The sequence below is a fragment of the Acidipila sp. EB88 genome, from assembly GCF_003858395.1.
GTDB lineage: Bacteria > Acidobacteriota > Terriglobia > Terriglobales > Acidobacteriaceae > EB88.
Genome location: NZ_QWEV01000005.1, coordinates 3013125 through 3036904, shown reverse-complemented (window position 1 = coordinate 3036904; position 23780 = coordinate 3013125). Strand labels below are relative to the sequence as shown.

The window sequence follows — 23780 nt, the reverse complement described above, 5'->3', positions numbered from 1 at the left end:
TCCACTCGTTCAGTAGTCCTGCTGCATAAGGTGATCACGCCACCGCATGTCCAGTGCCGGATCGTGGTCAGGCTTCATCCCACTGGTAGCCTGAGCAACAGCCTCGAGTGGAAGCTTGGGCGTGCGGTCTGCATACAGAAGCCCGTTGACCTCCTGGTATGTATCGGTGAGTTGCGTGTAGCAGAAGCCCGCAAGGGCCGGCAGGCTTCGCACACATTCCAGCAGGGCCTGGTAGCGATCCAGCAGCTGCTGGTGCGTCCGTGAACGTGAGTATCCCCAACTCTCATCCGGCTCTCCACCGAAGGCGATGCCTCCGAATTCCGTCAGCACAATGGGCTGCTTGCATGCAGAGGTTTCGCCACCCAGGGTAAGGATGCGACCACCAGGCCGCTCGCGCTGCAGCAGCCTCGACTCCACGTCGTTGATCCCGTAGCGAAGGCCGATGCGTTCCGGATTGTCATCGTAGTCGTGGATCCCGATGATGTCAGTCGCTACGTTCTCCCATCCATCATTGCCGATAACAGGTCGGCTGGGATCGAGCGCCTTGGTCATGTGGTAAAGCGATTGCACGTAGTGCCGCTGAGCCGGGCTCTCTGGCAGATTGGGAACGCCCCAGCTCTCGTTAAACGGAACCCACGCCACAATGCAAGGATGACTTCGATCGCGCTCGATGACCGCGAGCCATTCTCGCGTAAGCCGATGGATTGATTTGTTCGTATACCGGTAAGCGCTGGGCATCTCCTCCCAGACCAGCAGTCCCATGCGATCGGCCCAGTAGAGGAAGCGGGCACTCTCGATTTTCTGGTGCTTGCGGACGCCGTTGAATCCCATCTGCTTCACCAGTTCGATATCCCTGCGGAGGGCTTCATCATCCGGAGCAGTGAGGCCGGTATCTATCCAGTAGCCTTGGTCCAGCACAAGTCGCAGCAGCAATGGTCGCCCGTTCAGGATGAAGCGATCTCCCTGGATCGCGACCGAGCGCAGTGAAGCATAGCTATGAACGGCATCCAACAAGCGACCACGCGCGTCGCGCAGTTCCACTTCCGCGTCCAGCAGTGTAGGTGAGGCTGGCGACCAAAGCAGTGTATTGCGGAAGTCATCGATGCCTGGATCGGAAAGAGCGATGCGCCGATGCACTTCACCGGCGACCACCACGTAGCTATCTTCGGCGACCAGTTCCCCGGCGAGGGTGAGGCGTACCGACAGCCGCAACGGGCAAAGAGGAGCGCCCGAGTCGTCCGACTCGTCAGCCTTTTCTGCTGCTCCATCTTCGAAGATCATCGATTCCAGGCAGATCTCCCAGCGTTCCAGATTGGAAGACCACTGCAATGTGCCGATACGCGTAGAGCTTACCGTCTCAAGCCACACGGTTTGCCATATGCCCGTGGTGCGCGGGTACCAGATCGAGTGTGGCTCCTCGCGCCAGTCCTGCTTCCCGCGAGGCTTCGCCAAGTCTGCGGGGTCATCTTCCGCGCATACCACTACTTCCTGCAAGGGTTGATCCAACAACGCATGCGTGATGTCCGCCAGAAAGGGAGTGTATCCCCCCTCGTGAGTACAGACTGCCTGTCCGTTCACCCATACGGTCGCTCGCCAATCCACTGCCTCGAAGTGCAACAGCACCCGTTCGTGGCTGCTCACTGGCTTTTGCTCCCAGCTGCGGCGATACCACACGGCCTTGTAGAAACCGGTGTCGGCTATGCCGCTTGCCTCGGTCTCGGGGCTGAATGGCACCTGTATCTTGCGATCCCAGTGAGCATGCGCTGGCAGGGCAATGGCTGCGGCGCGACCATCATAGAAATCCCACTCTCCGTTCAGTGACTGCCAGCTGTCTCGCTGCATTAAGGGGCGAGGATGGGGACCGCTACTGTGATGGTCAACTGCAGGTACCTGGAGGCGACTGTCCATGAAGCTCCTTGGGGGAACAGAATTGCATGTTGCTGTAGCTGCGCTGTACTTACAATGCGCAGAGAACTTATCTTGCTGTAGTTCAGCCATTGCTTGCTGGCTGAAAGCACACAACAAGCCGCTTCCGCTTGAGAGCGCCTTCCGCACTTCGACGCGCGTACCTTGGCAGAGCTCATCCCGCAGTGTATTTCGTGAAGTGCTCATCCTTACAGCGGATCAGCCTCAGCGCTGAAAAGAATGCCTACTGCGACACCGTGGTTGCGTCTACCCCGCCTTGCCCGTGAGGTCCTGCCCAAGCCACTTGGGATTCTGTGCCGTTCCATCAAAGTGACTGGAGGTCTTGAAGAGCTCGTACTTGCCCTCGGCAGCCGCCATCTCGGTGCGTGCAAGCAGCGCTGCCATGGCATCCTGCGTCATTGGCTTGAACGTGCGCGCCGCTTCTGCCGCCTGCTCCAGGATCGCCATACTGTCGATGCCGGTGATGAGGACGGAGACAGGCTGCGTCAATCCATAGTGCAGCGCTTCGATCGGCTGTACGGTCTTGCTATCAAGGATGAAGTGGTCACCAAAGGTCTTCATGGCGAGCACGCCAATGCCCTGCTCGATGGCTACCGGCATCACCTGGCGGGTAAACGAGCGGAAGTGCGCGTCCATCACGTTGATCGGCATCTGCACTGTGTCGAAGTGGAAGTTGTTCTTCTTCGCCACCTCAAGCATGCGCAGATGCACCGCGGGATCCTTGTGCCCGGTGAAGCCGATGTAGCGGATCTTTCCAGCCTCGCGCGCAGCCACTGCCGCTTCGATCGCACCGCCCTTGGCAAAGATCCGGTCAGGATCCTCCATGCGAATGACCTCGTGAAACTGCACAAGGTCGATCATGTCCGTCTGCAGGCGTCCGAGCGATTGCTCCAGTTGCTTGTTGTACTCCTCCCGGGTCCGGCCATCGATCTTGGTCATCAGGAAGACCTTCTCGCGGAAGCCGTTCCTGAGAGCCTGTCCCACGCGCACCTCGGAGATGCCGTCGTTGTAGTCCCAGCAGTTGTCGAAGAAACTGATGCCGCGTTCGATCCCCGCGTGCACGAGACGGATGCTTTCTGCGGGATCGTCCTGCTTGCCGAGGTGGTACCCGCCCATCCCGATGGCAGAAACGAGTTCGCCGGTGGTTCCAAGCTGGCGATAGATCATGTCCGCGGAGTGTGCGCGCCTCGAGGGGTCACTGCCCTTGGGAATCGCCTGTGCAGTCGCGGGTAGATGCGTAACGGCCACTCCGGTCGCCGCAACAGATTTCAAGAAGTCCCTGCGTTCCATACTCACCTTTTCCAAAGGAGATATCGAGTTATCTAGCAGCTCAATGAGATGCCTTGCGAAAGAACCGGGATCGCGCATGCTGGCTGTTCCGTTCGAAGCAAAGGCTACCCACATACGATCGGCTCCGCGACTACTCGGGTCGCAGGTATGCCGCGAGGGCAGCCTGCTGCACCTGCTTCAGCGCAACCCGGTGCTGCAGGGCGGCTGCACGACAGTCTTCAAACTCAGGCGCTACGTTGAGCTCGCGCTCTCCAAGGGAACCAACCTTGATGCGGACTGGACCATACGGCGTCTCTACCGAAACATGCTTGCGCTCGAGACAGGACCGTCGATCCTCGCGCATGCGCACTCCGAGGGTGCTTGTTTCCCGCAGCAGCAGGTGTTCAAGGGCGTGACGGTCGGCCGGATTGCAAAGGATGGTCAGCAACGTACCGGGGCGCCCCTTCTTCATCACCACTGGTGTGAGCATGACGTCGAGCGCGCCCTGGGCAAGCGCCTGCTCGGCGACATAGGCGAGCACCTGCGGCGAAAGATCATCGAGCGCAGTTTCAAGCACGGCGACCGTTGCAGAGGTGTGCGCGTGGCCGTGGTTTGCCACATGCGGCGAAGCGTGGGGATCTGTGGGCCTTTTGGAGTGGGACTCTCCGTTTCCGTGAAGACTTTCGAGAGTTCCAGCGGCTTTCCCCTTAGCTGGCTCTCGTGTTATCTCGCTGCCATCTTCTGTTGCCTCACCGACAAAAAGACGAAGCACGTTCGGAAAACCCTTGGGGTTGCGTGTTCCGGCTCCATAGCCGATACCCGAGACACGCATCGCCGGTTGTGCGCCGAAGGTGGCCTGCAGCGCGCGCAACAACGTGGCCCCGGTCGGCGTGACCAGTTCCTTTTCCACGTGCGCGGCATATGTGGGAATGCTTCGCAAAAGATCGGCGGTCGCGGGAGCAGGCACCGGGAAGGTCCCATGCGCGCACTGCACCATCCCGCTGCCGACATTGACCGGGGAACAATACCAGGCGTCCACCTGCAGGTGGTGGAGCCCTGCACAGACTGCGACGATGTCGACGATCGCGTCGGTGGCACCAACCTCGTGGAAGTGGATCTGCTCCACGTCGACGTTGTGAATTCTTGCCTCGGAGTGCCCTAATGTCTCAAACGCGTTGATGGCCAGGCTCTTCACCTTCTCATCCAAAGCAGCGGCCTGAATCAAGCTCCGTATAGCGGTCAGCGACCGGCCATGCACATGCGGATGCTCGTTCTGGCTTCCGGGCTCATGCGGATGTTCATGTTTGTGGGCGTGCGGATGCTTGTGCGTATGTGCATCTGCATGCGAATGCTCATGCGGGTGTTCATGCCCGGGAGCAACTGCATGCTCGTCAGCTTCATGAAGACGCCTGCCGTGGTCCAACACATGGGCCTTGGTGCACGCAATGCCACTTCGATCGACGCGCTCGAATTTCACGCTGGCACCCAAGTCAAGCGCAGCAACTGCATCGTGGAACACCTGCGCCGGCACCCCGGCATCCAGCAGTGCTGCGAGGAACATGTCACCGGCAATGCCGGCAAAGCAATCAAGATACGCAATGCGCATGAACAGCCTTCACCTGGAGCGACGATGGTTTACGTGCAGTGACGATAAATGCGGTTTGAGGCGATCCGTTCCCGCGTGAACTGCTCGCTTGCAACAACACAAGAGCTCCTACCTTGCTGCGAGCAGCGCGGCAACAGGAAGCACGGCATTCATGGACCCTGAGCGGTACCCCTGCAGATCGAGCGTGACATAGGTGAAACCAAGCCCGCGCAGGGCTGCGGTGACGGCGTCAAATGTCGTCAACGTCAATGCACGCTCAAGGTCCTCGCGGGCAATCTCGATCCGTGCCAACTCGCCGTGGTGACGCACCCTGACCCTGGGGAAGCCCATCGCGTGGAGAGCTGCTTCTGCCTTTTCGACCTGCAGCAGATTCTCCGCGGTAACGGGCCGACCATACTCGATCCGCGAGGCCAGGCACGCACTCGCCGGCTTGTCCGCGAGCGCAAGCCCCGCTGCTCGCGCGAGCCTGCGAATCTCTTCCTTGCGCAGCTCCGCAGTTACCAGGGGAGCCACCGCATGGTGCAGCTTCGCTGCCTGTTGCCCCGGTCGGAACTCGCCCCCGTCATCCACGTTCATGCCGTAGGCAAGATACCGAAAGCCAAGCGCTGCGCGCTGTGCTTCCATCCGGGTGAACAGTTCGTCCTTGCAGTGAAAGCAGCGTTGGGCATCGTTGCGGATGTAGTCGGGCCGCTGTAGTTCAGCTGTGCGAAGAATCTCAGTCGGGATCGCATGCAGCGTAGTGAACGCCAGCGCATCAGCCAGTTCTTTCCTGGGGAGCGATTCCGAGTCCGCAATGACCGCCAGCATACGGTCACCCAGCGCCTGGTGCGCAGCATATGCCAGAAACGCAGAGTCTGTGCCACCGGAGTACGCAACCAGCACCGACTCAAGCGAACACAGGGTTTCATGGAGCAGAGCGCGCTTTCGCTGGAGTTCCATGCCCCTGATTGTAGGCCACATTCGGGATGAGACGGCAACAACGGTAGCGGCATGCATTGGCCGGGCTAACGTTGCGCTATCGCGCTAATGCCGGCAGTTTGTCGCTCACCCCGAACAGGAAAATGAGACCGACAACCAGGCTGTACGCGGCCGTGAGCGAAGAAATAGCGCACTGCACGCAGGGCCGGTGGCGACTGCCTGCGAATACCCCCGATGCGCTCGCGCACATTAGGGTATTCATTGCGAGCAGCCCCGCAATAAAGGCCAGGAGTCCTACAAACCCGCGACTGGTTCCCCCAAGACGCGCAGCCAGCAGAAACAGCATGAGCTGCGAAGGGGTTTCCGCACCCAATCCGTGAATGATGCCGACGCCAAACACGGAGGATCGATCGTAACGAAATGCGAACGGTTCGGGGCGCTCCAGGGATGGCCGGAAACGGCGGCGGGCTCGCCACTGCAGGTAGCGCGCCCCGGAGAGCACGAGGGCGATCCGGCTTTGCGATACGTGGTGGTGCGCTCCTCCAGGTGTACTGGAACCAAGCGCCGGCAGTCGCCGCAGCGTAGTGAACAGCACGTATGCGGCAAGCACGATCAAGGTTGCGCCCACCAGTCGCTCCCCCAGAGCGTCAAGGTGTGCCGGCAATGGTATGTGCAGGAGGATCACCGCCGCTCCCAGCAACGCCACGGTAAAGGCGTGGCCGAGTGCATACAGCAGGCCAAGCCCCATGCCCTGCCGCCACCCGCGTTGCACACTCGTGATGTCCGTAATTGCGGCGAGGTGGTCATAGTCAAACCCGTGCCGAAACCCCAGCAACATGCAGGACACAAGCGCCAGTTCAAGAGCGGAGGACATGCTCGCTAGGGTATGTGGGCCGAGCGCACGATGCAAACGATCTCACACCGGCGCGCCGGCCGGCCTTGTGGAACGATCAAATGCCCGCAAAATCGCCTACCCTACTGCCCATTCCGAAGGGCGCCCCGGCCAAGCAGCAGGTACAGGACCAGGGAAAGCGAAACGCATGCGGCCATTGACAGCGTCGCCGCAACGGCGGCGTTGACCCGAGGCAGTGCGCACACCAGCGCAAGCAAGCTGCTCCCCGCTGAACCAACCAGCATCTGCAGGGAACGCATAGCGCCGGAACCTGATCCGGCCAGCTCCGGCAAGGTCTCCAGCGCTTCCAATGTCAGCGCCGGCGAGGTCAACCCGAAGCAGAACAGCACCACCGCGATGCACGGCAGCAGCGCCACAGGCCGGTGGAACCCAGCCACCTGCAGTGCTGCTGCTACGAAGCAGCCCAGGGTCATCAGCACAAGGCCAGAACGCAGCAGGCGCGTCGTAGGGTAGGCGCGGCGGTTTAGGGTGGTGCTGGCGAGCGACCCGGTAATGGTCCCAGTCACCGTCAATGCAAACAGCCAGGTATACAGGCTCCGGCTGACGTGCATTTGCTGCATCAGGATCAAGGGCGAAGCGGAGATGAAAGAGAAGATGCACGCGAAGTTTAGGGCGTATACAAGGGCATGCGCGATAAAACCCCGGTCTGAAAAGATGCGGAGGTAGTTGCGCGCCAGGTGCGCGGGGTGCAGCCCCTGCCGATACTCCGCCGGCAACGACTCGCCGAACCCTAGGGCCACAGTGAGCATCACCGCCACGGCAAATACACCCTGCGACAGAAAGATCCACCGCCAGTTGCCGAGCAGCATCACCCAGCTACCCAGGATGGGCGCAACCAGGGGCATGATGCCATTGATCGTAGTGACCTGGGCCAGCTGCTCACGCGCCTCCGCCCCGGTGAAAAGATCGCGCACAATGGCCAGCGGGAGCGCCACCGCCACACCAGAGGCACACCCCTGCAGCACGCGAAAAACCAGCAGCCAACCAAAGGCCGAGGCGCCCGCGCAGCCCAGGGAGCAGAGCGCAAAACACGCCAGGCTCGCGAGCAACACCGCGCGCCGTCCAAAGCGGTCGGCGAGCGGGCCGCCGGCGAGCGGTGTCACCGCGTACCCCGCCAGAAAGAGGCTGAGAGTGAGGCCGCCATGCCCGGCCGGCACACCGAACTCATGCTCCAGGGAAGGCACCGCCGGTAGGCTCATGTCGATCGAGAGCGAGGTGAGGGCTGTGATCGACGCCAGGAACAGGGGGAACCAGCGAGAACCACGCTTCATCACGACTCCTGCTTTTGAAAGATCGGAGAGGCTGTGCAACGGTCACAGGCAAGCGCGGGCTGGTTGGCCGCGAGCACGGGCCGGCGATGCGGCCGGCTCGACAGCTCAGGCAACAGCCTTGCGGTGGGGCCTGTCGGTGAGCACAGCGCCCCTGGACCCAGGCGCGCCCTGCTACCTGGCTCGCTCATCCTTGTCCACGACTCCGCCCTTCATCACAAATGCCACGTGCTCCAGAGCTTCCACATGCTCCAGCGGGTCCGACGCAACGGCGATGATGTCGGCGTAGTGCCCCGGGGTCAACTCGCCCACGTCCGCCGAGCGGCCCAGCAGTTCCGCGGCGTGCACGGTCGCGGCCTGCACCGCCTCGGCCGGGGTCATGCCGTACTGCACCATATAGTGGAACTGCTTCGCATTGTCTCCATGCGGGTAGACGCCGGCGTCGGTGCCGAAAGCCATCTTGACGCCTGCCTTCCAGGCGCGCCGAAAGGTGTCGCGCTGCGCCTGTCCAACGCTGCGCTCCTTCACAATCTGCTCCTGCGGCAACCCTACCTTGGGGGCCTCGTTCAGGATGTAGTCGTCGTCGTAGATATCCATGACGAAGAACGTTCCGTGCTCTTTGGCGAGGCGGATATCTTCGTCATCCGCAAGCGAGGCGTGCTCGACCGAGTCGATGCCGGCCTCGATCGCCCACTTGATGCTCAGGGCACCATGCGCATGCGCCGCAATCTTGCGGCCAGCCTGGTGCGCCGTGTCGGCTGCCATCGTCAGTTCAGCCAGGGTGTACTGCGGCGCGCCGGGCTGGTCGCCCTTGCTGAGCACCCCGCCGCTGGCCATGATCTTGATCACATCCACCCCGTACTTCACCTGTGCGCGCACGGTCTGCTGCACCTGGTCCACCCCATCGGCAATCTGGAAGTTGCGATCGGCCGGGTAAAGCATGGGTCGCACCTCCGGCGAGAAGTCGTTCAGATCGCCGTGGCCGCCCGTGATCGAAATGCCAGGGCCCGAAGCCACGATGCGCGGTCCGGGAATGAAGCCGCTCCGGATGCTGTCCCGCAGGTCAACCGCTGCGAACGGCGGGGAGCTCACATCGCGCACCGTGGTAAACCCTGCATCGAGGGTCCGCTTTGCGTTCACCACGCCATTGATGGCATCGGTGAACGGCGTTTCCTTGAAATACTTGATCTCCTCGTACTGGTCCGCGCGGTGCATCAGGTGGACGTGGCAGTCGATCAGGCCTGGGAAGACGTAGCTTCCGCGCAGGTCTACCGTGCGCGCCCCTGCCGGGATGGCAAAGCCGGCCGGCTCCACGCTCTGGATGCGTTCGCCCGCAATCACCAGCACCGCGCCGTCTGTGTACGTGCCTGTTTTGCTGTCGAACATCTTGCCCGTGCGGATGTACGCGTTGGGCGGTGCCGCAGGTTGCATGGCTTTGGGAGAGACAGACTGGGCAAGGCATGCGGCGGGCAGGTTCCCCACGAACAGGGCGGCGAGTGCAAGGGTCAGTAGGCGCATGGCGCATCCTCTCATGGGGACGTGCGCACACAAAGCTCACAGGCACCAGGCTATGCGGATGGAGTTGTGACGGTCGCCACAGCCTTCGGGGGAAACACCAGCAGGGTCACACCCAGAGCGACCACGATACCCAGCCCCACTTCCAGAAAGCGCGAGATGGCTGCCTGTCCGGGCCCCGCATCCAGGTGCACCAGCACCACGATCGTGAGCGCCACTGCGGCGAGCCGCCCCGCCTTGTCGAACTGCAGCGCACTGCAGATGAAGATACAAACGCCTACAGCGAGGCCGTAAAACCACAGGTGGCCATGCCAATGGTAAAAGGTGATCCACCCAAGCAGCGCGCCGACCGCGGTGCCGATCAAGCGGTCGCGGCAGGATGTGAACGTCACGGCGTTGTCGGCACCCATGACCACGATGGCCGAGATAGCCGCCCAGTAGCTGTGCCCCAGCCCGAGGATGTCGCCCAGCCATAGACAGAGTGTTGCGGCAAGTCCTGCCTTGAAAGCGCCGATGGCCTGCTGGCTGAAGTTCTTCCTGCGCAGCCACGCGGCGAACTGTTTGCCTGCCAGTCTCATGGATCGAGCGCCCTCCTGCCCTGCAACCTGTTCTCGATCAGATGCAGACAGGTTGACGTACTGGCAGCAGCATCGCCCAGCGGGACACATCTGGCTGTCTTCACCGGAGGGCGGCCAGTCTGCTTGCCGGCAACACCTAATATAACTATCTAGTAACCCCTGGATTCCATTTGTTTGCCTAAATTGCAACCAACACCAGTGCTCTTCGTGCGCTCACGGAGCGCGGGCTGCACCGTTGTTGTATTGCAAACAAATTGTGCTTTGGTAACCTTCCCAATCGATTTATCAGCATGCTAACTTTGCCGCGTATTTCTTTGGAGGTATTTCCGAAGCCGTAATCCTACCTTCCCCACCCCTCCCCACAGGGCTTGCCGTATCCCGCAGCCGCTCTCGCTGAAGGAGCGTACGGGCAAGTCTCCCGATCAGGCACGATGCACCGCCCAAGGATGCCGCAGCCATTCGCTCTCGCCTTCGGTCGGCTGACACCACAGCCACTTGTTTCACAGCATCACCACTCCTAGGAGGCCGCTCCATGGCTTATGTACAGCCAAGTTCATTGCATTCACGAAGCAGACGCTCGCGCCAGGCGAGACGTACTGCCATGCTTTCCGCATCCCTGCTGCTGGCTCCCTGCGCCTTGTTTGGGCAGGGCACCACGGCAACCCTGAACGGCACCGTTACCGACGCCTCTGGCGCGGTCATTCCAAATGCGGATGTCACTCTCATCAATCAGGCCTCCGGTGACAAGCGCCTCGGCAAGAGCAACGGCGCAGGCGATTTCTCCTTTTCTGCGGTTCCCGTAGGCGACTACGAAGTAGACGTAAAGTCTGCCGGCTTCCAGCAACTCAAACAGGGCGGCATCCACCTCGATCCAGGCGACCAGCGCTCCTTGCGCGAGCTCAAGCTGGCTGCCGGCTCCGACGCGACCCAGGTCAACGTCCAGGAAGCGACCCAGTCCATCACGCTCGACTCCGGCGAGCAGAGCTCGCTGATCTCGGCGCAGGACATTGCGCACCTTTCGGTTGAAGGCCGCGACGTTACCGAACTCCTGAAGATCCTTCCCGGCTTCGCCATCACCGGACAGAGCGGCAACGGCCAGCTCAATGGCTCCTATGACCCCTCGCAGGTCAGCGTGACCGGCTCCCTCGGCAGCTACGCCGGGGCAGGCAACAATATCAATGGCACCTCGCTCCTGTCGGATGGCACGGACATCACCGATCCCGGCAACTTCGGCTCGGCGATCCAGAACATCAATTACGAGCAGGTTGCCGAGGTCAAGGTGCAGACGGCCAGCTTCACGGCGGATGAGGCACGTGGACCGATTGTCATCAACGCTGTCGGTAAGTCCGGCGGGGACCACTTCCACGGATCGCTCTACACCTATGGCCGTACCAACCAGATTGACTCAGCCGACTGGCTTGCGAACTACACCGGCACGGCCAAACCACCAGATCGTCAGGTGTACCCCGGCTTCACCCTGGGCGGCCCGATCTACGTTCCACATGTGGACTTCAACAAGAACAAGCGCCTGACCTTCTTTGTGGGTGCAGAAGACTACGCACAGCGCAGCGCCTATGCTTATGGCAGCGCTGGCAGTGCGATCCTGAGTGCACTGGTACCCACCGCTGCCATGCGGACGGGCGACTTTAGCCAGGGTCAGATCATGCAGTACCTTGGCAACGAGTACACCAACTCTGCCTACGCCAACCTGCAAGCGGTTCCAGTCACCGGCAAAGCAGGTGGCCCACTCGCGGGCGGCAACATTGCAAGCCAGTTGGATCCCACAACCACGGCACTCGTAAATACTCTGCCGCTGCCAAACATCACGAGCAACAACGGCTACAACTACACGACCACGAACCTGATCGACAACAACCTTTGGCAGGCTCGCGGGCGCGTCGATTACGCGATCAACGACAAGAACAAACTCTTCGCGGTGTACAGCAAAGAGGCCGGCAAGAACGGCGTTCCACAGGTTGAGTACTACTCCCCCCGTGGCAATCTCGGCGGCGTAAACGTACCCGGCGGCGGCTTGCTCAGCACCATCAACTCTGAGATCGGCTCGCTCAACTACACCTCCATCATTTCGCCGACCACAACAAACGAACTCTATGTTGCAGGCTCGTGGCTGATTCAGAACTTTGTGCCGAAGAACTTCGGCGCAACCACTCTGAATGGCGCTTACAACTACGGCGGCCTGTTCAACAATGGTTCCAAGGTCATTCCTGAGTTCCAGGACTATGGCAACGATGGCCTGCCCCTATCGCTTCTGCCAGATGCTACCTATGGCGGCATCTACGCCAAGAAATGGGTGCGGACCGGCGGTGACAACCTGACACGGACCATTGGCAAGCACACCTTCCGCATCGGCGTCTTCGGGCAGCTCGACACCAACCACGAAGTCACCCCATTCGTGAACACCAACGGCGCTATCCAGCTCTACTACTTCCCGGAAACCATTGCTGATCCGGTTGCAGGCACCGTTCACTATACCGGCGCGGTGGGCAGCGGCAACGGCGGAAACTACCTGGCCAACTTCATGGAAGGTGGCGTGGAGTCGTATAACCAGACCAACATCCAGGCAATCGCCAATCTGTACTTCTGGAACATCGACGGATATGCGCAGGATCATTGGCGCATCACGCCGCACCTCACTGTCGACTACGGTGTGCGCTTTGATCACCTCGGCCCCTGGAACGATGCGCATGGTCAAGGTATTCCCGTGTGGAATGCTGCGGCTTATGCGTCGAGGAGCAATCCCCTGCTTCCGGGTATCGAGTGGCACGCCGTCGATCCAAGTGTGCCGCTCAGCGGTGTGCCATCCAAGTGGGCATACACGGAGCCACGTGTCGGCTTTGCGTGGGATGCCATCGGCAATGGCCAGACCGTGGTCCGCGGCGGGTTCGGCATCTACCGCGCACATGACTCCTACAATGACGTAACGCAGGGTATCTCGACGGTTCTTGGTCAGCGCACCGCGACGGCCAATAACCTTCTGCTTTCCTCCGTTGCTTCGCAGGCCGCGACTGCCACCAATGCAAGCGGGTTTGTGCCGAGCACCAGCGCAAGCGCCTTGTTGGCCGGTGATGACCAGGTACCGCAGGTCTTTACGTATAACGTGGCCGTCGATCAGAAGACGATCTTCAACTCCTTCTTCGAGATCGCCTATATTGGCAACCGGCAGGAGCACCTGTTCAACAATGGCTCGAGCAATACGGTCGAGCTGAACAACATCAATGCCCTGCCCATCGGTGCATTGTTCCGTCCTAACCCGGTTACGGGTGTCACACTCCCACTGCTTCCAGGAACCGGCACGCTGAACAGCACCAACACCGCCAACAGTGTCACCAACCTGAGCTCCAACGAGATCGACCAGTATAGGCCATATCCGCTTTACCACACGCTGAGTGTGTCGCAGCACAACGCCTATGCGAACTACAACTCGCTGCAGACACAGTGGAACAAGCAGCAGGGCAAGCTGAGCTATGGCGTTAACTACACCTTCTCCAAGGTGCTGGGCGTCGAGGGCGGCGGTCCGTCGGGCGAAGGCAATGGTTTGCCGGTCGATCCGTTCAACTACCGTGACAGCTACGGTCCGTTGAGCTTCGATCGCACCCACATCTTCAACGCGACGTACTCGTATGACTTCGGCAAGCTCGTCAAGAGCAAGCTGATTGGCATCGCTGCAAACGGCTGGCTGCTCACGGGCATTACCAACATCCAGAGTGGCGGCGATGCTGCCGCGCAGGTCAACCCGGACTTTGGTTTGACTGGGAACCTGGCGGTGACGAACCAAACCGGACAGCCGGCAACCCTGGGAGTGAACGCTACCAACTTCCTGGGAACACCAGACGTCCTGCTGCAGCCCAACCTCACCTGCGACCCTGGCATTCACACCCAGTCGAAGCAGTACATCAACAGTGCCTGCTTCTCGCTGCCGCAAATTGGTCAGCAGGGCGTAACACGGATGCCCTACATCCACATGCCAGCCTTTACGGACACGGACCTCACTGCGGCCAAGGACTTTGCTGTGCGTGAAGGATCGGACATCCAGTTCCGGTTTGCCGCGTTCAACTTTATCAATCATGCCAACACCACGTTTGCCACCTCCGTGCAGCCGAATGCGTTGATCCTGAACTACAACAACGGATCCTCCTCGGCAGCAAATGCGGTGCCGGTGGCCTCAGCCATCGCCAACGCGCCGCAGGTTAACACCTTCGGTTCGGCTCCACTGCGAACTGGTCGACGGATCGTGGAAATGTCACTGAAGTACAGCTTCTAGTGCCTGGTCGAGGCGATGTCCGCGCGTACCCCGCGCGGACATTCTTCGACAAGCGAGCAAGACTGGAACCGCTTCGCTTGTCTGCTACGCACAGAGTGATTCTTAGGAGATTTGAGCGTGCCTAAAATGCTATTTACCTCGCTTCTCGCTCCGCACACCAAGGTGTCCGGCGACGAACTCGCAACAGAAGAAGGCATCCTGAACCTCGGCAGGACCCTGCAGGCCCTGAACCGCCGTCGCTTTCTTTCCACCCTCGCAGCGGTAAGCGGCATGGCCGCGGCCGGTGCCCTCACCACCTCCACCGCGCAGGCGCAGACCACCACGCCGGCCATCACGGACGTGCTGAACTTCGCCCTGAATTTCGAATACCTGGAAGCCGAGTTCTACTCGTACGGCGGCTACGGCACGTCCCTTGCGCAGTCCGTTGCCAACGGCACTGTGACGGCGAACGCGCCTACCGTGGCAGCCAGCCACGTACTTGCACCGCCTGCGGTTACGCTTGCCGGCAACCAGCTTGCGGTAGCGCAGGCCCTGTTCATGGACGAAGCGCACCACATCACGTTACTGCAGCAGACGATCACCAGCCTCGGCGGCACCTACATCACCGAGCCCACAATCGACTTCAGTGCAAGCGGCACCATGCCGGCTGTGACCACCAACGTCGCGTTCTTTGCTGCGGCCCGCCAGTTTACGGCACTGGGCAACAGCGCCTACGCAGGCGCGGCAGCGGATCTTATCTCCAACACCAGCGTGCTCATGGCGGCTGGCCAGATCCTGGGAGCGGAAGCACAGCACCTGGGCGTAGTCAACTATCTCTGCGCAACCCTTGGCATCCTGCCTGTTTCGGCTGGCGGCCCTGACAAGCAGATCGACGCGCAGGACGTGCCGCCGAATGGTACGGCCGCACTGTTCACGATCACACCTACCAATGCGACAGTGCCCGCCGTGGGCATTTCGCGCACCCCGCAGCAGGTGCTCGGCGTTGCCTACGGAGTGTCGACCCCAGCCACGACCACGCCCCCCGCGGGTACGACCAAGGGCGGCTTCTTCCCTGCCGGTGTGCTCGGCAACATCGTTTCCACCTAGAGCGCAGCTTTGGCAACCCTGCGCTTCTGCTACGGCAGAGCCGCCGCACTCTTCTTTTGGCCATTTACGGAGAAATCCTATGTCGAAGTTTCGCAATAGCTCGCTGCTCCAACCAGGCGAGAACGTCACAGATGATGCACTGCTCACAGAAATGAACATCCTTGCTTCGGAACGCAGGATCAACCAGATCAGCCGCCGCAACTTCCTCGCGACCACCAGCTTGGCTGCCGGCGCCGCTGGAACGCTTGCCCTGACCGGCTGCTCCACCGGCAGCAACACCGGGCTTCTCACCCCACCCACGACCACGACGGCGCCCACCGTTTCCGACATCCTAAACTTCGCCTTGAACCTTGAGTACCTCGAGGCGACGTTCTACCTGACGCTTACCACCGGCACCGGCCTTCCCGCGGCGCTGCAGGGCACGAGCCCAGGCGCTGTGACCGGTAGCCTCGCGCAGGTCACGTTCGTGGACCCCGGCGTGCAGGACCTGGCAAACCAGCTAGCTGCTGACGAACTGGCCCACGTGACGTTTCTGCGTGCGACCATGCAGTCACTCAGCCTGACTCCGGTCGACATGCCGGCGCTCAATCTTGCCGCGCTGGGTGCCATCACCACCGACGCCCAGTTCCTGGCGATTGCGCGCCAACTGGAAGCGACAGGTGTCAGCGCCTACGAGGGAGCGATCGGTGGCCTGGTCTCCAACGTTGCTGCCCTGAACTATGCGGCAGTGATCCACGACACAGAGGGCCAGCACGAAGGCGCTCTGCGCCAGTACTGCATTGCGAACGGCGTCACGTCGGGCGCGATCGACTCGGCCGACGTTCCTCCTACGGCGACCACGATCTTCAACACCAACGGCACGACCGGCCTCAACACGGCGCGCTCGACGTCCCAGGTGCTGATGATCGCCTACGCCAACACGGCTGCCGGCATCACCTCGGGCGGTTTCTACCCGAACGGCGTCAACGGCAACATCAAGAGCACCTAAACCGTCGCAGGCTCCACAGCAAAAAGGCCACCCTATTGGGTGGCCTTTTCGCATGCACGGATGACAAATGCCGGAGCATCCGTCGAGGCACTTCGAAGCTAAGCAGTGCTTTACTCTGTTTTCAAGATTTGGCTCCTCAGGTAGGACTCGAACCTACAACCCTTCGGTTAACAGCCGAATGCTCTGCCATTGAGCTACTGAGGAGTATTGGGAAGGGCGCCGGATGTTTCCGCGTTACGCCGCTGAAGTCTTTTTACCAAAGGCGGTGCCCCTGAGTCAAAGAGGCGGCCGCCTGGCCTCAATCCAGCAGCCATCCTCGCTGCGCCAGGATGGCCTCAGCCGCCCTGCGTCCCGAGGCAAGCGCGCCCTGCAACGAGGGCGTTTCCTGAGCGTCCGAGCAGGTGTACACATTGTCGGTCACGCGGGTCGCGCTGGCCTCCCACTGCGAGGTGCGCGCGAGAGGCAGCGCCATGTCGATGGGATACGCCCCCACGAAGCGCCACGTCTGTACAACAGCCTCTCCGAACCAGCGTTCGGCATGCTCTCGAACTTTGCCTTCCAGCACTTGCATCTCGGCGTCATTTGCGGGCGAGTAACCGACGACGCTGACAGCGATCAGTTCTTGCCCGCGCGGGGCATACCGGCGCGACACCTGGCTCATGACGACGAGGTTGTTGATCGGGCCGCCATCCGGGCCTTCGCCGTTCAAGGCAAGGATAGGCCCCTTGATCGGCGATGTAGCCGCCGCGTAATAGAAGGTGGTGGTGCAGTTCCAGTTGCGCTGCTCACGGCCCTGGGCGCGGGTGTGCGGCAGCAGGTCGGCCAGCAATGGCCGCAGGGCATGCTCGGCCACGGCAAACACCATCTGCTTGGCCTCGATCTCGTCACCGTGGGCAGTCGTGACCAGGAAGCGCTGCTGGCGCTTCACTACCTTGACCACCTCGGTATTCAGTTCCAGCGTGCCGGGTTCCAGCTTGCCTGCAAGCTGGCGCGAGATGCCTTCCATGCCTTCGGCGGGCACGGCCGTTGCGCCGCCTGCGAACATGCGGAACAGGAACTCGAAGTAGCGTGACGAGGTCTGCAGTTCGCTTTCCAGGAAGACTCCGCCAAAGAACGGGGCGAAGAACCGGTCGATCATCTTCGCGGAAAAGCCGAAGCGCCGCAGAAACTGGTGTGTGGACTGGTCCGGGCGCTGGAACAGGGCGTCAGGCTCACCGCGGCTCACGCGGGCACGCAGCAGGGCTATCCGCCACTTGTCCCCGAAGGTCACCACGTCGTCGAACAGAAACTTGGCCGCGTTGATGGGCTCACGCCATGGGTCTGAGAAACGGTGGAACCGGCCCTCGTACCAGACCATTGCACCGGGAGTGAACTTGCGCAGCTTCAGTGCCCGGTAGTTCAGCGCGGCGCGCGTCTCGGGGTAAGCCGTGAGCAGCACCTGGAAGCCGCGATCCAGATGAAAGCCGTCCACCACATCGGTGCGAACGCGACCACCCGGCGCATCGGCTGCTTCCAGAATCAAGGTGTCAAAACCGGCTCGCTGCAGCAGCTCTGCGCAACGCATACCCGCCAGCCCCGCACCCACGATGACGATGTCCTTCTCCACTTCGCCCTTCCCCAGCGTTATGCCCGCAAGCCTTCTTATGGCTGCAAAGCTGCTTACGGTTTCCCGGATCGCCCGATGTGCTGTGTAGGATGCTGTGCTTGCCGCTTCAGCAATGACTTGCGTACAGAAGCAAGCGCATCCCGATGCTAACTCGTTGGCGGTGTGTACTGCGCCCGCGCCAGCATCTGCACGCAGGCCTCGGCCTGTTCCCGCAAAGCCTTTCGCTCGACTGCGTCTTTCCTGCGCAGCGTGGTGTAGGGCATGCTCATGCGGGGATTGCGGCTCAGCAGGGCTTCATGCTTCTCAAGAAAGCTCCAGTACAGCGCAGTATAGGGACAGGCGTTCTCCCGAGGGCAATCTTCGGATTGTACTGGCAGCGGCCGCAGTAGTCGCTCATGCGATTGATGTAGGCTGCCCCGCTCACGTAGGGCTTAGTCGCGGTGATGCCCCCGTCGCCGAAGGTCGACATTCCGAGCACGTTGGGCTCGACCACCCAGTCGTATGCGTCCACGTAGCCGATCCAGAACCAGTCACACAGCTCGCGTGGCGAGTATCCGCACAGCGTCGCGAAGTTGCTCAGCACCATGAGCCGAGTGATGTGGTGCGACCAGCCCTCGTCGATCACCTGGCGCACCACGGTATCGAGGCAGTTGAGCCCCGAAGGCACACCCCAGTACGCTGCGGGAAGCGGCAATGCTGCGCCGAGTGCGGAGGGTCGGGCGCCCGTGTCGTCCTGCGGAGCAAGCGATGCCGCTGTCGCGCCTCGCGGTGGCGCCTCGGCATGCTGCGTGATGCCCTGCACCAGCACTGTGGCGGCTTCCCCGCTCACCGCAGTGCGTGGCGGTTCCTGCTCCACGTCGATGTTGCGATATCCGTCGGTGACCCGGTGGATGTGGCGCATGAACTCACGCCAGCCCAGGATCTGCCGCACAAAGCCTTCCGCACTGGCAAGCGGGATCAAGCCCTTGGCTGCCGCATCCAGAACATCTCCCACGACCCCGGCCGGCAGCAGGCGGCTGATGTTCAGAAAGGCGGACATGCGGCTATGAAACATGTCCGGTTCCGGCGTATACATCGCGTCTTCAAACGGTCCAAAGACCGGCAGAAGGTGCTCCACGGTCCAGGCCCACGCGGCATCAATGTCCGGCTTGCGCATCGGCAACTGCCAGTTCCCCACGTTGCCGAAGTGATCCGGAAAGGCACGTTCCACCTGCTCGATCGCTTCCAGCGTAATGTCATCCGGCGCATATGTCGGACGAATGGGCACACGCGGCGTTCCACGGTACGACTTGCGGTTTTCCGTGTCGAAGGAAAACTGTCCGCCCAGGGGCTGACCGCCGCGCATCAACGTGTTGGTCTTCTCGCGCATGAAGCGATAGAAGCGGTCCATCACGTAGTGCCTGCTCACGGGCCCGGGCGCAGGCTTTCCGTAAACACGCTCAAAGTCTGCTGCGGTAGACAGCCACGTCGTGTCAGGCACCTGGTTGATCCGGATGCCGCGCTGCGCTGCCTCCGCAACATCGGCCCGCATCTCCCGCTCGGCCGGCTCCATCATTTCAAGGCGCTCGAAGCCGTACTGTTGCTGCGCCTGTTGCAGACCATCAGCAAAGATTCCGGGCGTGAACAGGTAGGCGACCTTGACGCCACGCGCTGCCTGCTCCAGGGCGAACTGCCGCTGGCTTGCGAGGATCAGTACGAGCTTTCGCTTATGGTATGGACGCCGGTGCGCCTTGGCCAGCGCCTCCATCATCACAATGCCGGCGTCGCCTGGTGTGGTCTCTGCCAGCGGCCCGGTGCCATCGCACAGGCGGTCATAGGGCACATAGATCCAGCGCCGGTGCCGGACATCTCCCGCACCCGGTGCCGCGTCGCGTATCAGTTCCTGGAACTCTGGCATCGGAAATCACAACCTTGGTGAAGAGCTGGAGTACGCCGCTGCCTTGCGCACAGCGACTCTCCGAGACTACCGGTTTGGCGCGCTCCAACCGGGGGAGGACTGCATGGCTTTCCAGCACACAAAAGCAGCGGGGCTAAAACAGGAGAACTGCCACCCGGTACGTGGTGAATGCCTGGTTGCGAGCATTCAGAGGCGGGCATGCACCCACCGCCGCCCGCGTGTACTGGCCGCTGCCCACTGCATCGGTGAGTGGATTGGGCCAGTGTTCGAGGTCCGCACCCTCCCACCGCAACACCAGCCGTGCGTGCGCCCCGGCGATACCCTCGTTCTCTCGGCATGCCGCGCGCGCAGCCTGCTTCCCTGCACTCTCGACCGGCTCGATCGCCAGGCCAGCCCGGGCCAGCTGCGCTTCCACCGTCTGTTCGGCTGCTACAGGCGCAAGGTCCGGAGCCGCCTGAGCGAAGTCCTCCACCGCGTAGACATAGCCGCCCCGTTCCACGACCCCTACGCCAATCGCGGTCATTGCCGGGTCAAGAATGTTGGCACGGTGCGGAACAGAGTGCATCCACTGCCGCTCGATTGAGCGCGGGTCAGGACCATAAGCAATATTTTCGGCGATCGCTCTGAAATGCGCGCCGGCAGCGCCGGCCCGGGTCGCTACGTCCGGCTCTCCGGGGTACTGATGCGAGAGCGTCTGCGAGGAAGCCATGCTCGTGGCATGCGCGGAGGCTGCGGCGGCGAGCTCGGCATTCCAAAGCAGAGGCGACAAGCCCTGCACTACACGGTCCTGGTTGGTTGCGTCGAAGATCGTCTGCTGTGCCGGGCTGAGTGTTGCGGGCACACCAGCCTGCTGCGCCGTAGCTATGCTGGCAGCCAGCACGAGTGCGGCTACCGACCAAGGCAGCGCTCTACCTGCCGGCACTCTTCGCGGATGGGCCGGGGTGCGCCCCCTGCTCAGGCACGGATGCAGGCGACGTGGCTTGCTCCGGGTCCGCCGCCTTGTCTTCCAGGCGGTAGATCACCTCGCCCGAGCGGGTGTAGTGGAGACGCTGTCTTGCTTCCATCTCGATCGCATCCGGGTCACTCGCGAGATGGTCCACGTGGTTCTTGAGCTTGCTGTTTTCCTGCTGCAGCTTCTCGATCTCGGCGCGCAGCACGCGGTCTTCACTCCGCTTCTGCGCGTAAGCCGTGATGCCGTTCTGCCCGAAAAACGCGTGCCAGCCGCATACAACGGCCAGCACGATGGCACAGGTGGTGGCGACACGGCGGCGAACCCGGTATGCGGCACCAGCTACCTGCGCTACCGGATTGTTTCGCTGTATCGCCATCCTGCCTCTTATTCCATGACCCAGGCTTTCGCTGCTTCGCTGAGCCGGGCGCTGTCTTCCTGCTTGCGGACCTCGGTGTACACACGCACAACCGGCTCGGTGCCGGAAAGTCGGTAGCAGACCCAGGATCCATCATCGAGAACGAGCTTCAATCCGTCGATGCGCACAATGCTCGACACCTTGCGGCCGCCCAGCTCTGTCGGATCGCCCTTAACCTTCTCAGTGAACTTGGTCTTCACCTCGGGCGTCAAGCGGAAGTTCTCGCGATTGGGGTAGAAGGAACCTACTTTGTTAAACAGTTCCTTTAACTGGGTACCAAGGTCCTTGCCGCGGCGCGCCACCATTTCGGTTACGAGCAGGCCGGCGAGTACGCCGTCCTTCTCAGGCACGTGCCCGCGGATCGTCAGTCCCGCGCTTTCTTCCCCGCCGATGACGATCTTGTCCGCGTTGATCAGCTCGCCGATGTACTTGAAACCGACCGGGGTTTCATACAGGGGAACGCCGTGCTTCTCCGCGAGGGCATTGATCAGGTTGGTGGTCGCGACAGACTTCGCCACGCCGTTGTTCCAGCCACGGGTTTCCATCAGGTAATCGAACAGCAGCGCGATGATGTAGTTGGGCTGTATATAGGTGCCGTCTGCGTCGACGATGCCGAAGCGATCTGCATCCCCATCCGTGGCGATGCCGATGCCCGCGCCCGTCTCCTTCATTTTGGCGCGGCACTCGTCCAGCAGTTCGCCGTCGGGCTCCGGGGCGTGCCCGCCAAACAGCACATCGCGGTAGTCGTGCACCGTCTCGACCGGAACACCGTGCTCGCGAAGAATATGGCAGCTGTAGCCGCGAGCCGCACCCCAGAACGGGTCAAATACTACCTTGAGCCCGGACTTCTGAATCACGCTGAAATCCACCAGCTCGCCGATGCGCTTGAGGTAGTCCGGCTTCACGTCGACCTGGTCGTACTTGCCTTCGGGAGCGGCCGGCACGGCGCTCTCCCCGAGCGCTTCGATCGCGGCTTCGATCTGCCTGGTCGTCTCAGGCAGCGCGGGCGCGCCATCGGCGGTGGAGAACTTGATGCCGTTGTACTCCGGCGGATTGTGCGAGGCCGTGAAGTTGATGGCGCCGGCGACCTTTTGCTGCCGCACCGCGTAGGAGATGGCAGGGGTAGGTGCGGCATCGGGAATGATGCGAGGCGTTACACCATTGGCAGCAAGCACGCTGGCAGCTTCCGCCACAAAGGTTTCGCCAAGGAAACGCGGGTCGCGCCCGACCAGGATAGTGTGCTGCGTCCCGGGCTGGCTGGCGACGAACTTGGCGATGCCGGTAACGGCGCGCCGAATATTGGCAATCGTAAACTCCTCGGCTACGATTGCTCGCCAGCCGGAGGTTCCAAACTTGATGGGTGTGGCCATTGAACGTCACTTTCCTCGCAGCGGGTATAGGGCAGGTCTCGGCGAGACTACCATGCTGATCAGGCCGCTGGTCGACTCCTATGATGCGCCTCGGAAACGATTGGGGCCACCGCGGGCATGAAAGTTCACCACCACAGTCAGGCGGCAAATGGCGTTTGGTATTCTGAACACTCCTCAGCCTATGCATGTTTTGATCCTGCTACTTGTTGTCTCGCTTCTGGTGCTGCTCGGTGCAGGTTGGGCGATGGTTCGGGCAGTCCGGCGGCATGAACAGCACGGCCGGTCCGTGGCTGGAAGCAGCCTCAACCTCAATGCGCGCCGCGAAACAGGCGACGATGCACAGCGCGATACGCACGAAATGTAGCACCTGGCGGGAAGACCTATAGTCCGGACCTGGGCAGCGCGAGTGAAGACAATGCCTGCCATCGGCCCGAATCCCGCAGGCGTCCTGAAGCTTCACGATATTGTTGTGTTTTGAAGGAGCTGTTTTCAATTATGAACAAGCCTGCAACGCTCCCCGCCTACGCTCATCCCACTGCCCGCTCCACGGGCACAAGCCTGCTTGCGCCTGCAACCATGGCTGGCCGCGTCGGCGCAGCCCTGCTGGGTTCCCTCTTTGTGGCCGTCTGCGCGCAGATCGCCGTGCCCCTGCCATGGACGCCCGTACCCATGACGATGCAGCCATTCGCGGTGCTGCTGGTTGCCCTGCTGCTCGGGCCTGGACTGGGCTTCGCTGCCATGGCTGCCTACCTGCTTGAAGGCGCTGCGGGGCTGCCGGTGTTCGTGCCCGGGTTTGGCGGGCTGATGCCCCTGGGAGCAAGCGCCGGGTACCTGTTGTCGTACCCCTTTGTGGCAATGCTGGTGGGCGCCCTTGCCAGGCATCGTGTCGGCTTTCTGGCTGCTGCCGGAGCCGCTGCTGCCGGAGACTGCCTGATCCTGCTGTCCGGCGCCTGCTGGCTCTCCCTCTTCACGCACGGCTCCCTGCTCACCGCGGCACGCCTCGGCATCCTGCCCTTCGTGGGCGGAGACGCGATCAAGGTTGCGCTGGCCGCAGCCGCTGCCACCGGCGCTGCGGAGCTGGTCAAGGCCCGTCGGATTTCACGACGTCCATAGCAACGCCTGCCGGAACCAGGCCAAGCGCGTATTCTTAGGCAGGAGCCACGCGCAGCGAGCCTGCGCCCTGCAGGCTCG

19 protein-coding genes and 1 tRNA gene are annotated in these 23780 nt (G+C 61.8%); 5 read left to right on the top strand and 15 right to left on the bottom strand.

Annotated elements, in window-relative coordinates:
* Positions 1–9: 9 nt before the first annotated feature.
* The 8 genes from D1Y84_RS13075 to D1Y84_RS13040 form a co-directional block, all read right to left on the bottom strand.
* Positions 10–1908 (bottom strand): glycoside hydrolase family 2 protein, encoded by a 1899-nt coding sequence (locus D1Y84_RS13075; RefSeq protein ID WP_124849092.1) that lies wholly within the window; start codon positions 1906–1908, stop codon positions 10–12.
* Positions 1909–2172: 264 nt separating this feature from the next.
* Positions 2173–3198, bottom strand: a complete 1026-nt coding sequence (locus D1Y84_RS13070) for an aldo/keto reductase (protein WP_233581394.1) — start codon at positions 3196–3198, stop codon at positions 2173–2175.
* A gap of 148 nt (positions 3199–3346) precedes the next feature.
* The gene (larC, locus tag D1Y84_RS13065; RefSeq protein WP_233581579.1) at positions 3347–4756 is read right to left on the bottom strand and encodes a nickel pincer cofactor biosynthesis protein LarC; all 1410 of its coding nucleotides are present in this window, start codon (positions 4754–4756) and stop codon (positions 3347–3349) included.
* 153 nt (positions 4757–4909) lie between these two features.
* The gene (gene larE / locus D1Y84_RS13060) at positions 4910–5740 is read right to left on the bottom strand and encodes an ATP-dependent sacrificial sulfur transferase LarE (protein ID WP_233581393.1); all 831 of its coding nucleotides are present in this window, start codon (positions 5738–5740) and stop codon (positions 4910–4912) included.
* A gap of 76 nt (positions 5741–5816) precedes the next feature.
* Positions 5817–6557 carry a hypothetical protein gene (locus tag D1Y84_RS13055; RefSeq protein WP_124849088.1) on the bottom strand — a complete coding sequence of 247 codons (741 nt, stop codon included), beginning with the start codon at positions 6555–6557 and terminating at the stop codon, positions 5817–5819.
* A 137-nt stretch (positions 6558–6694) separates the two neighbouring features.
* Positions 6695–7903 (bottom strand): multidrug effflux MFS transporter, encoded by a 1209-nt coding sequence (locus D1Y84_RS13050; RefSeq protein ID WP_124849087.1) that lies wholly within the window; start codon positions 7901–7903, stop codon positions 6695–6697.
* 171 nt (positions 7904–8074) lie between these two features.
* A complete protein-coding gene (locus D1Y84_RS13045; protein WP_124849086.1) occupies positions 8075–9418 on the bottom strand; it encodes an amidohydrolase family protein in 1344 nt (447 codons plus the stop codon).
* 50 nt (positions 9419–9468) lie between these two features.
* Positions 9469–9993, bottom strand: coding sequence for an aromatic acid exporter family protein (locus D1Y84_RS13040; protein WP_158615468.1), 525 nt, complete (start codon positions 9991–9993; stop codon positions 9469–9471).
* Positions 9994–10594: 601 nt separating this feature from the next.
* On the opposite strand from D1Y84_RS13040, the gene D1Y84_RS13035 reads away from it, so the two are divergent.
* The 3 genes from D1Y84_RS13035 (at position 10595) to D1Y84_RS13025 (ending at position 16349) form a co-directional block, all read left to right on the top strand.
* Positions 10595–14275 carry a carboxypeptidase-like regulatory domain-containing protein gene (locus tag D1Y84_RS13035; RefSeq protein ID WP_158615467.1) on the top strand — a complete coding sequence of 1227 codons (3681 nt, stop codon included), beginning with the start codon at positions 10595–10597 and terminating at the stop codon, positions 14273–14275.
* Between the two features lie 126 nt (positions 14276–14401).
* Positions 14402–15361 carry a ferritin-like domain-containing protein gene (locus tag D1Y84_RS13030; RefSeq protein ID WP_124850130.1) on the top strand — a complete coding sequence of 320 codons (960 nt, stop codon included), beginning with the start codon at positions 14402–14404 and terminating at the stop codon, positions 15359–15361.
* A 79-nt stretch (positions 15362–15440) separates the two neighbouring features.
* Positions 15441–16349, top strand: coding sequence for a ferritin-like domain-containing protein (locus D1Y84_RS13025; RefSeq protein ID WP_124849083.1), 909 nt, complete (start codon positions 15441–15443; stop codon positions 16347–16349).
* Between the two features lie 129 nt (positions 16350–16478).
* Here D1Y84_RS13025 and D1Y84_RS13020 read toward each other — a convergent pair.
* The 7 genes from D1Y84_RS13020 to D1Y84_RS12995 all read right to left on the bottom strand — a co-directional run bounded on the left by D1Y84_RS13020 (position 16479) and on the right by D1Y84_RS12995 (position 22589).
* Positions 16479–16553, bottom strand: a tRNA-Asn gene (locus tag D1Y84_RS13020).
* Positions 16554–16647: 94 nt separating this feature from the next.
* Positions 16648–17955, bottom strand: coding sequence for an NAD(P)/FAD-dependent oxidoreductase (locus D1Y84_RS13015; protein WP_199726407.1), 1308 nt, complete (start codon positions 17953–17955; stop codon positions 16648–16650).
* Positions 17956–18101: 146 nt separating this feature from the next.
* Positions 18102–18224 (bottom strand): hypothetical protein, encoded by a 123-nt coding sequence (locus D1Y84_RS18670; RefSeq protein WP_255424351.1) that lies wholly within the window; start codon positions 18222–18224, stop codon positions 18102–18104.
* Positions 18225–18238: 14 nt separating this feature from the next.
* On the bottom strand, positions 18239–19852 hold the full coding sequence (locus D1Y84_RS13010) for a cryptochrome/photolyase family protein (protein WP_233581392.1): 1614 nt from the start codon (positions 19850–19852) through the stop codon (positions 18239–18241).
* A 133-nt stretch (positions 19853–19985) separates the two neighbouring features.
* Positions 19986–20693, bottom strand: coding sequence for a CAP domain-containing protein (locus tag D1Y84_RS13005; protein ID WP_158615466.1), 708 nt, complete (start codon positions 20691–20693; stop codon positions 19986–19988).
* A gap of 67 nt (positions 20694–20760) precedes the next feature.
* Positions 20761–21180, bottom strand: a complete 420-nt coding sequence (locus D1Y84_RS13000) for a septum formation initiator family protein (RefSeq protein WP_124849081.1) — start codon at positions 21178–21180, stop codon at positions 20761–20763.
* A gap of 8 nt (positions 21181–21188) precedes the next feature.
* The gene (locus D1Y84_RS12995) at positions 21189–22589 is read right to left on the bottom strand and encodes a phosphoglucomutase/phosphomannomutase family protein (RefSeq protein ID WP_124849080.1); all 1401 of its coding nucleotides are present in this window, start codon (positions 22587–22589) and stop codon (positions 21189–21191) included.
* A 148-nt stretch (positions 22590–22737) separates the two neighbouring features.
* On the opposite strand from D1Y84_RS12995, the gene D1Y84_RS12990 reads away from it, so the two are divergent.
* Positions 22738–22953 carry a hypothetical protein gene (locus D1Y84_RS12990; RefSeq protein WP_124849079.1) on the top strand — a complete coding sequence of 72 codons (216 nt, stop codon included), beginning with the start codon at positions 22738–22740 and terminating at the stop codon, positions 22951–22953.
* A 131-nt stretch (positions 22954–23084) separates the two neighbouring features.
* Positions 23085–23702, top strand: a complete 618-nt coding sequence (locus D1Y84_RS12985; RefSeq protein WP_124849078.1) for a biotin transporter BioY — start codon at positions 23085–23087, stop codon at positions 23700–23702.
* The last annotated feature ends 78 nt before the right edge of the window (positions 23703–23780 follow it).

Bases quoted from the DNA above. Each gene is read 5' to 3' on its own strand.
- D1Y84_RS13000 (WP_124849081.1), bottom strand. From the start codon at position 21,180: ATGGCGATACAGCGAAACAATCCGGTAGCGCAGGTAGCTGGTGCCGCA.
- D1Y84_RS13075 (WP_124849092.1), bottom strand. From the start codon at position 1,908: ATGGACAGTCGCCTCCAGGTACCTGCAGTTGACCATCACAGTAGCGGT.
- larC (WP_233581579.1), bottom strand. From the start codon at position 4,756: ATGTTCCTCGCAGCACTGCTGGATGCCGGGGTGCCGGCGCAGGTGTTC.
- D1Y84_RS13045 (WP_124849086.1), bottom strand. From the start codon at position 9,418: ATGCGCCTACTGACCCTTGCACTCGCCGCCCTGTTCGTGGGGAACCTG.
- D1Y84_RS13040 (WP_158615468.1), bottom strand. From the start codon at position 9,993: ATGAGACTGGCAGGCAAACAGTTCGCCGCGTGGCTGCGCAGGAAGAAC.
- D1Y84_RS13010 (WP_233581392.1), bottom strand. From the start codon at position 19,852: ATGCCAGAGTTCCAGGAACTGATACGCGACGCGGCACCGGGTGCGGGA.
- D1Y84_RS13050 (WP_124849087.1), bottom strand. From the start codon at position 7,903: ATGAAGCGTGGTTCTCGCTGGTTCCCCCTGTTCCTGGCGTCGATCACA.
- D1Y84_RS13030 (WP_124850130.1), top strand. From the start codon at position 14,402: ATGCTATTTACCTCGCTTCTCGCTCCGCACACCAAGGTGTCCGGCGAC.
- D1Y84_RS13035 (WP_158615467.1), top strand. From the start codon at position 10,595: ATGCTTTCCGCATCCCTGCTGCTGGCTCCCTGCGCCTTGTTTGGGCAG.
- D1Y84_RS13025 (WP_124849083.1), top strand. From the start codon at position 15,441: ATGTCGAAGTTTCGCAATAGCTCGCTGCTCCAACCAGGCGAGAACGTC.
- D1Y84_RS12990 (WP_124849079.1), top strand. From the start codon at position 22,738: ATGGCGTTTGGTATTCTGAACACTCCTCAGCCTATGCATGTTTTGATC.
- D1Y84_RS12995 (WP_124849080.1), bottom strand. From the start codon at position 22,589: ATGGCCACACCCATCAAGTTTGGAACCTCCGGCTGGCGAGCAATCGTA.
- D1Y84_RS13055 (WP_124849088.1), bottom strand. From the start codon at position 6,557: ATGTTGCTGGGGTTTCGGCACGGGTTTGACTATGACCACCTCGCCGCA.
- D1Y84_RS18670 (WP_255424351.1), bottom strand. From the start codon at position 18,224: ATGAGCATGCCCTACACCACGCTGCGCAGGAAAGACGCAGTCGAGCGA.
- larE (WP_233581393.1), bottom strand. From the start codon at position 5,740: ATGGAACTCCAGCGAAAGCGCGCTCTGCTCCATGAAACCCTGTGTTCG.
- D1Y84_RS12985 (WP_124849078.1), top strand. From the start codon at position 23,085: ATGAACAAGCCTGCAACGCTCCCCGCCTACGCTCATCCCACTGCCCGC.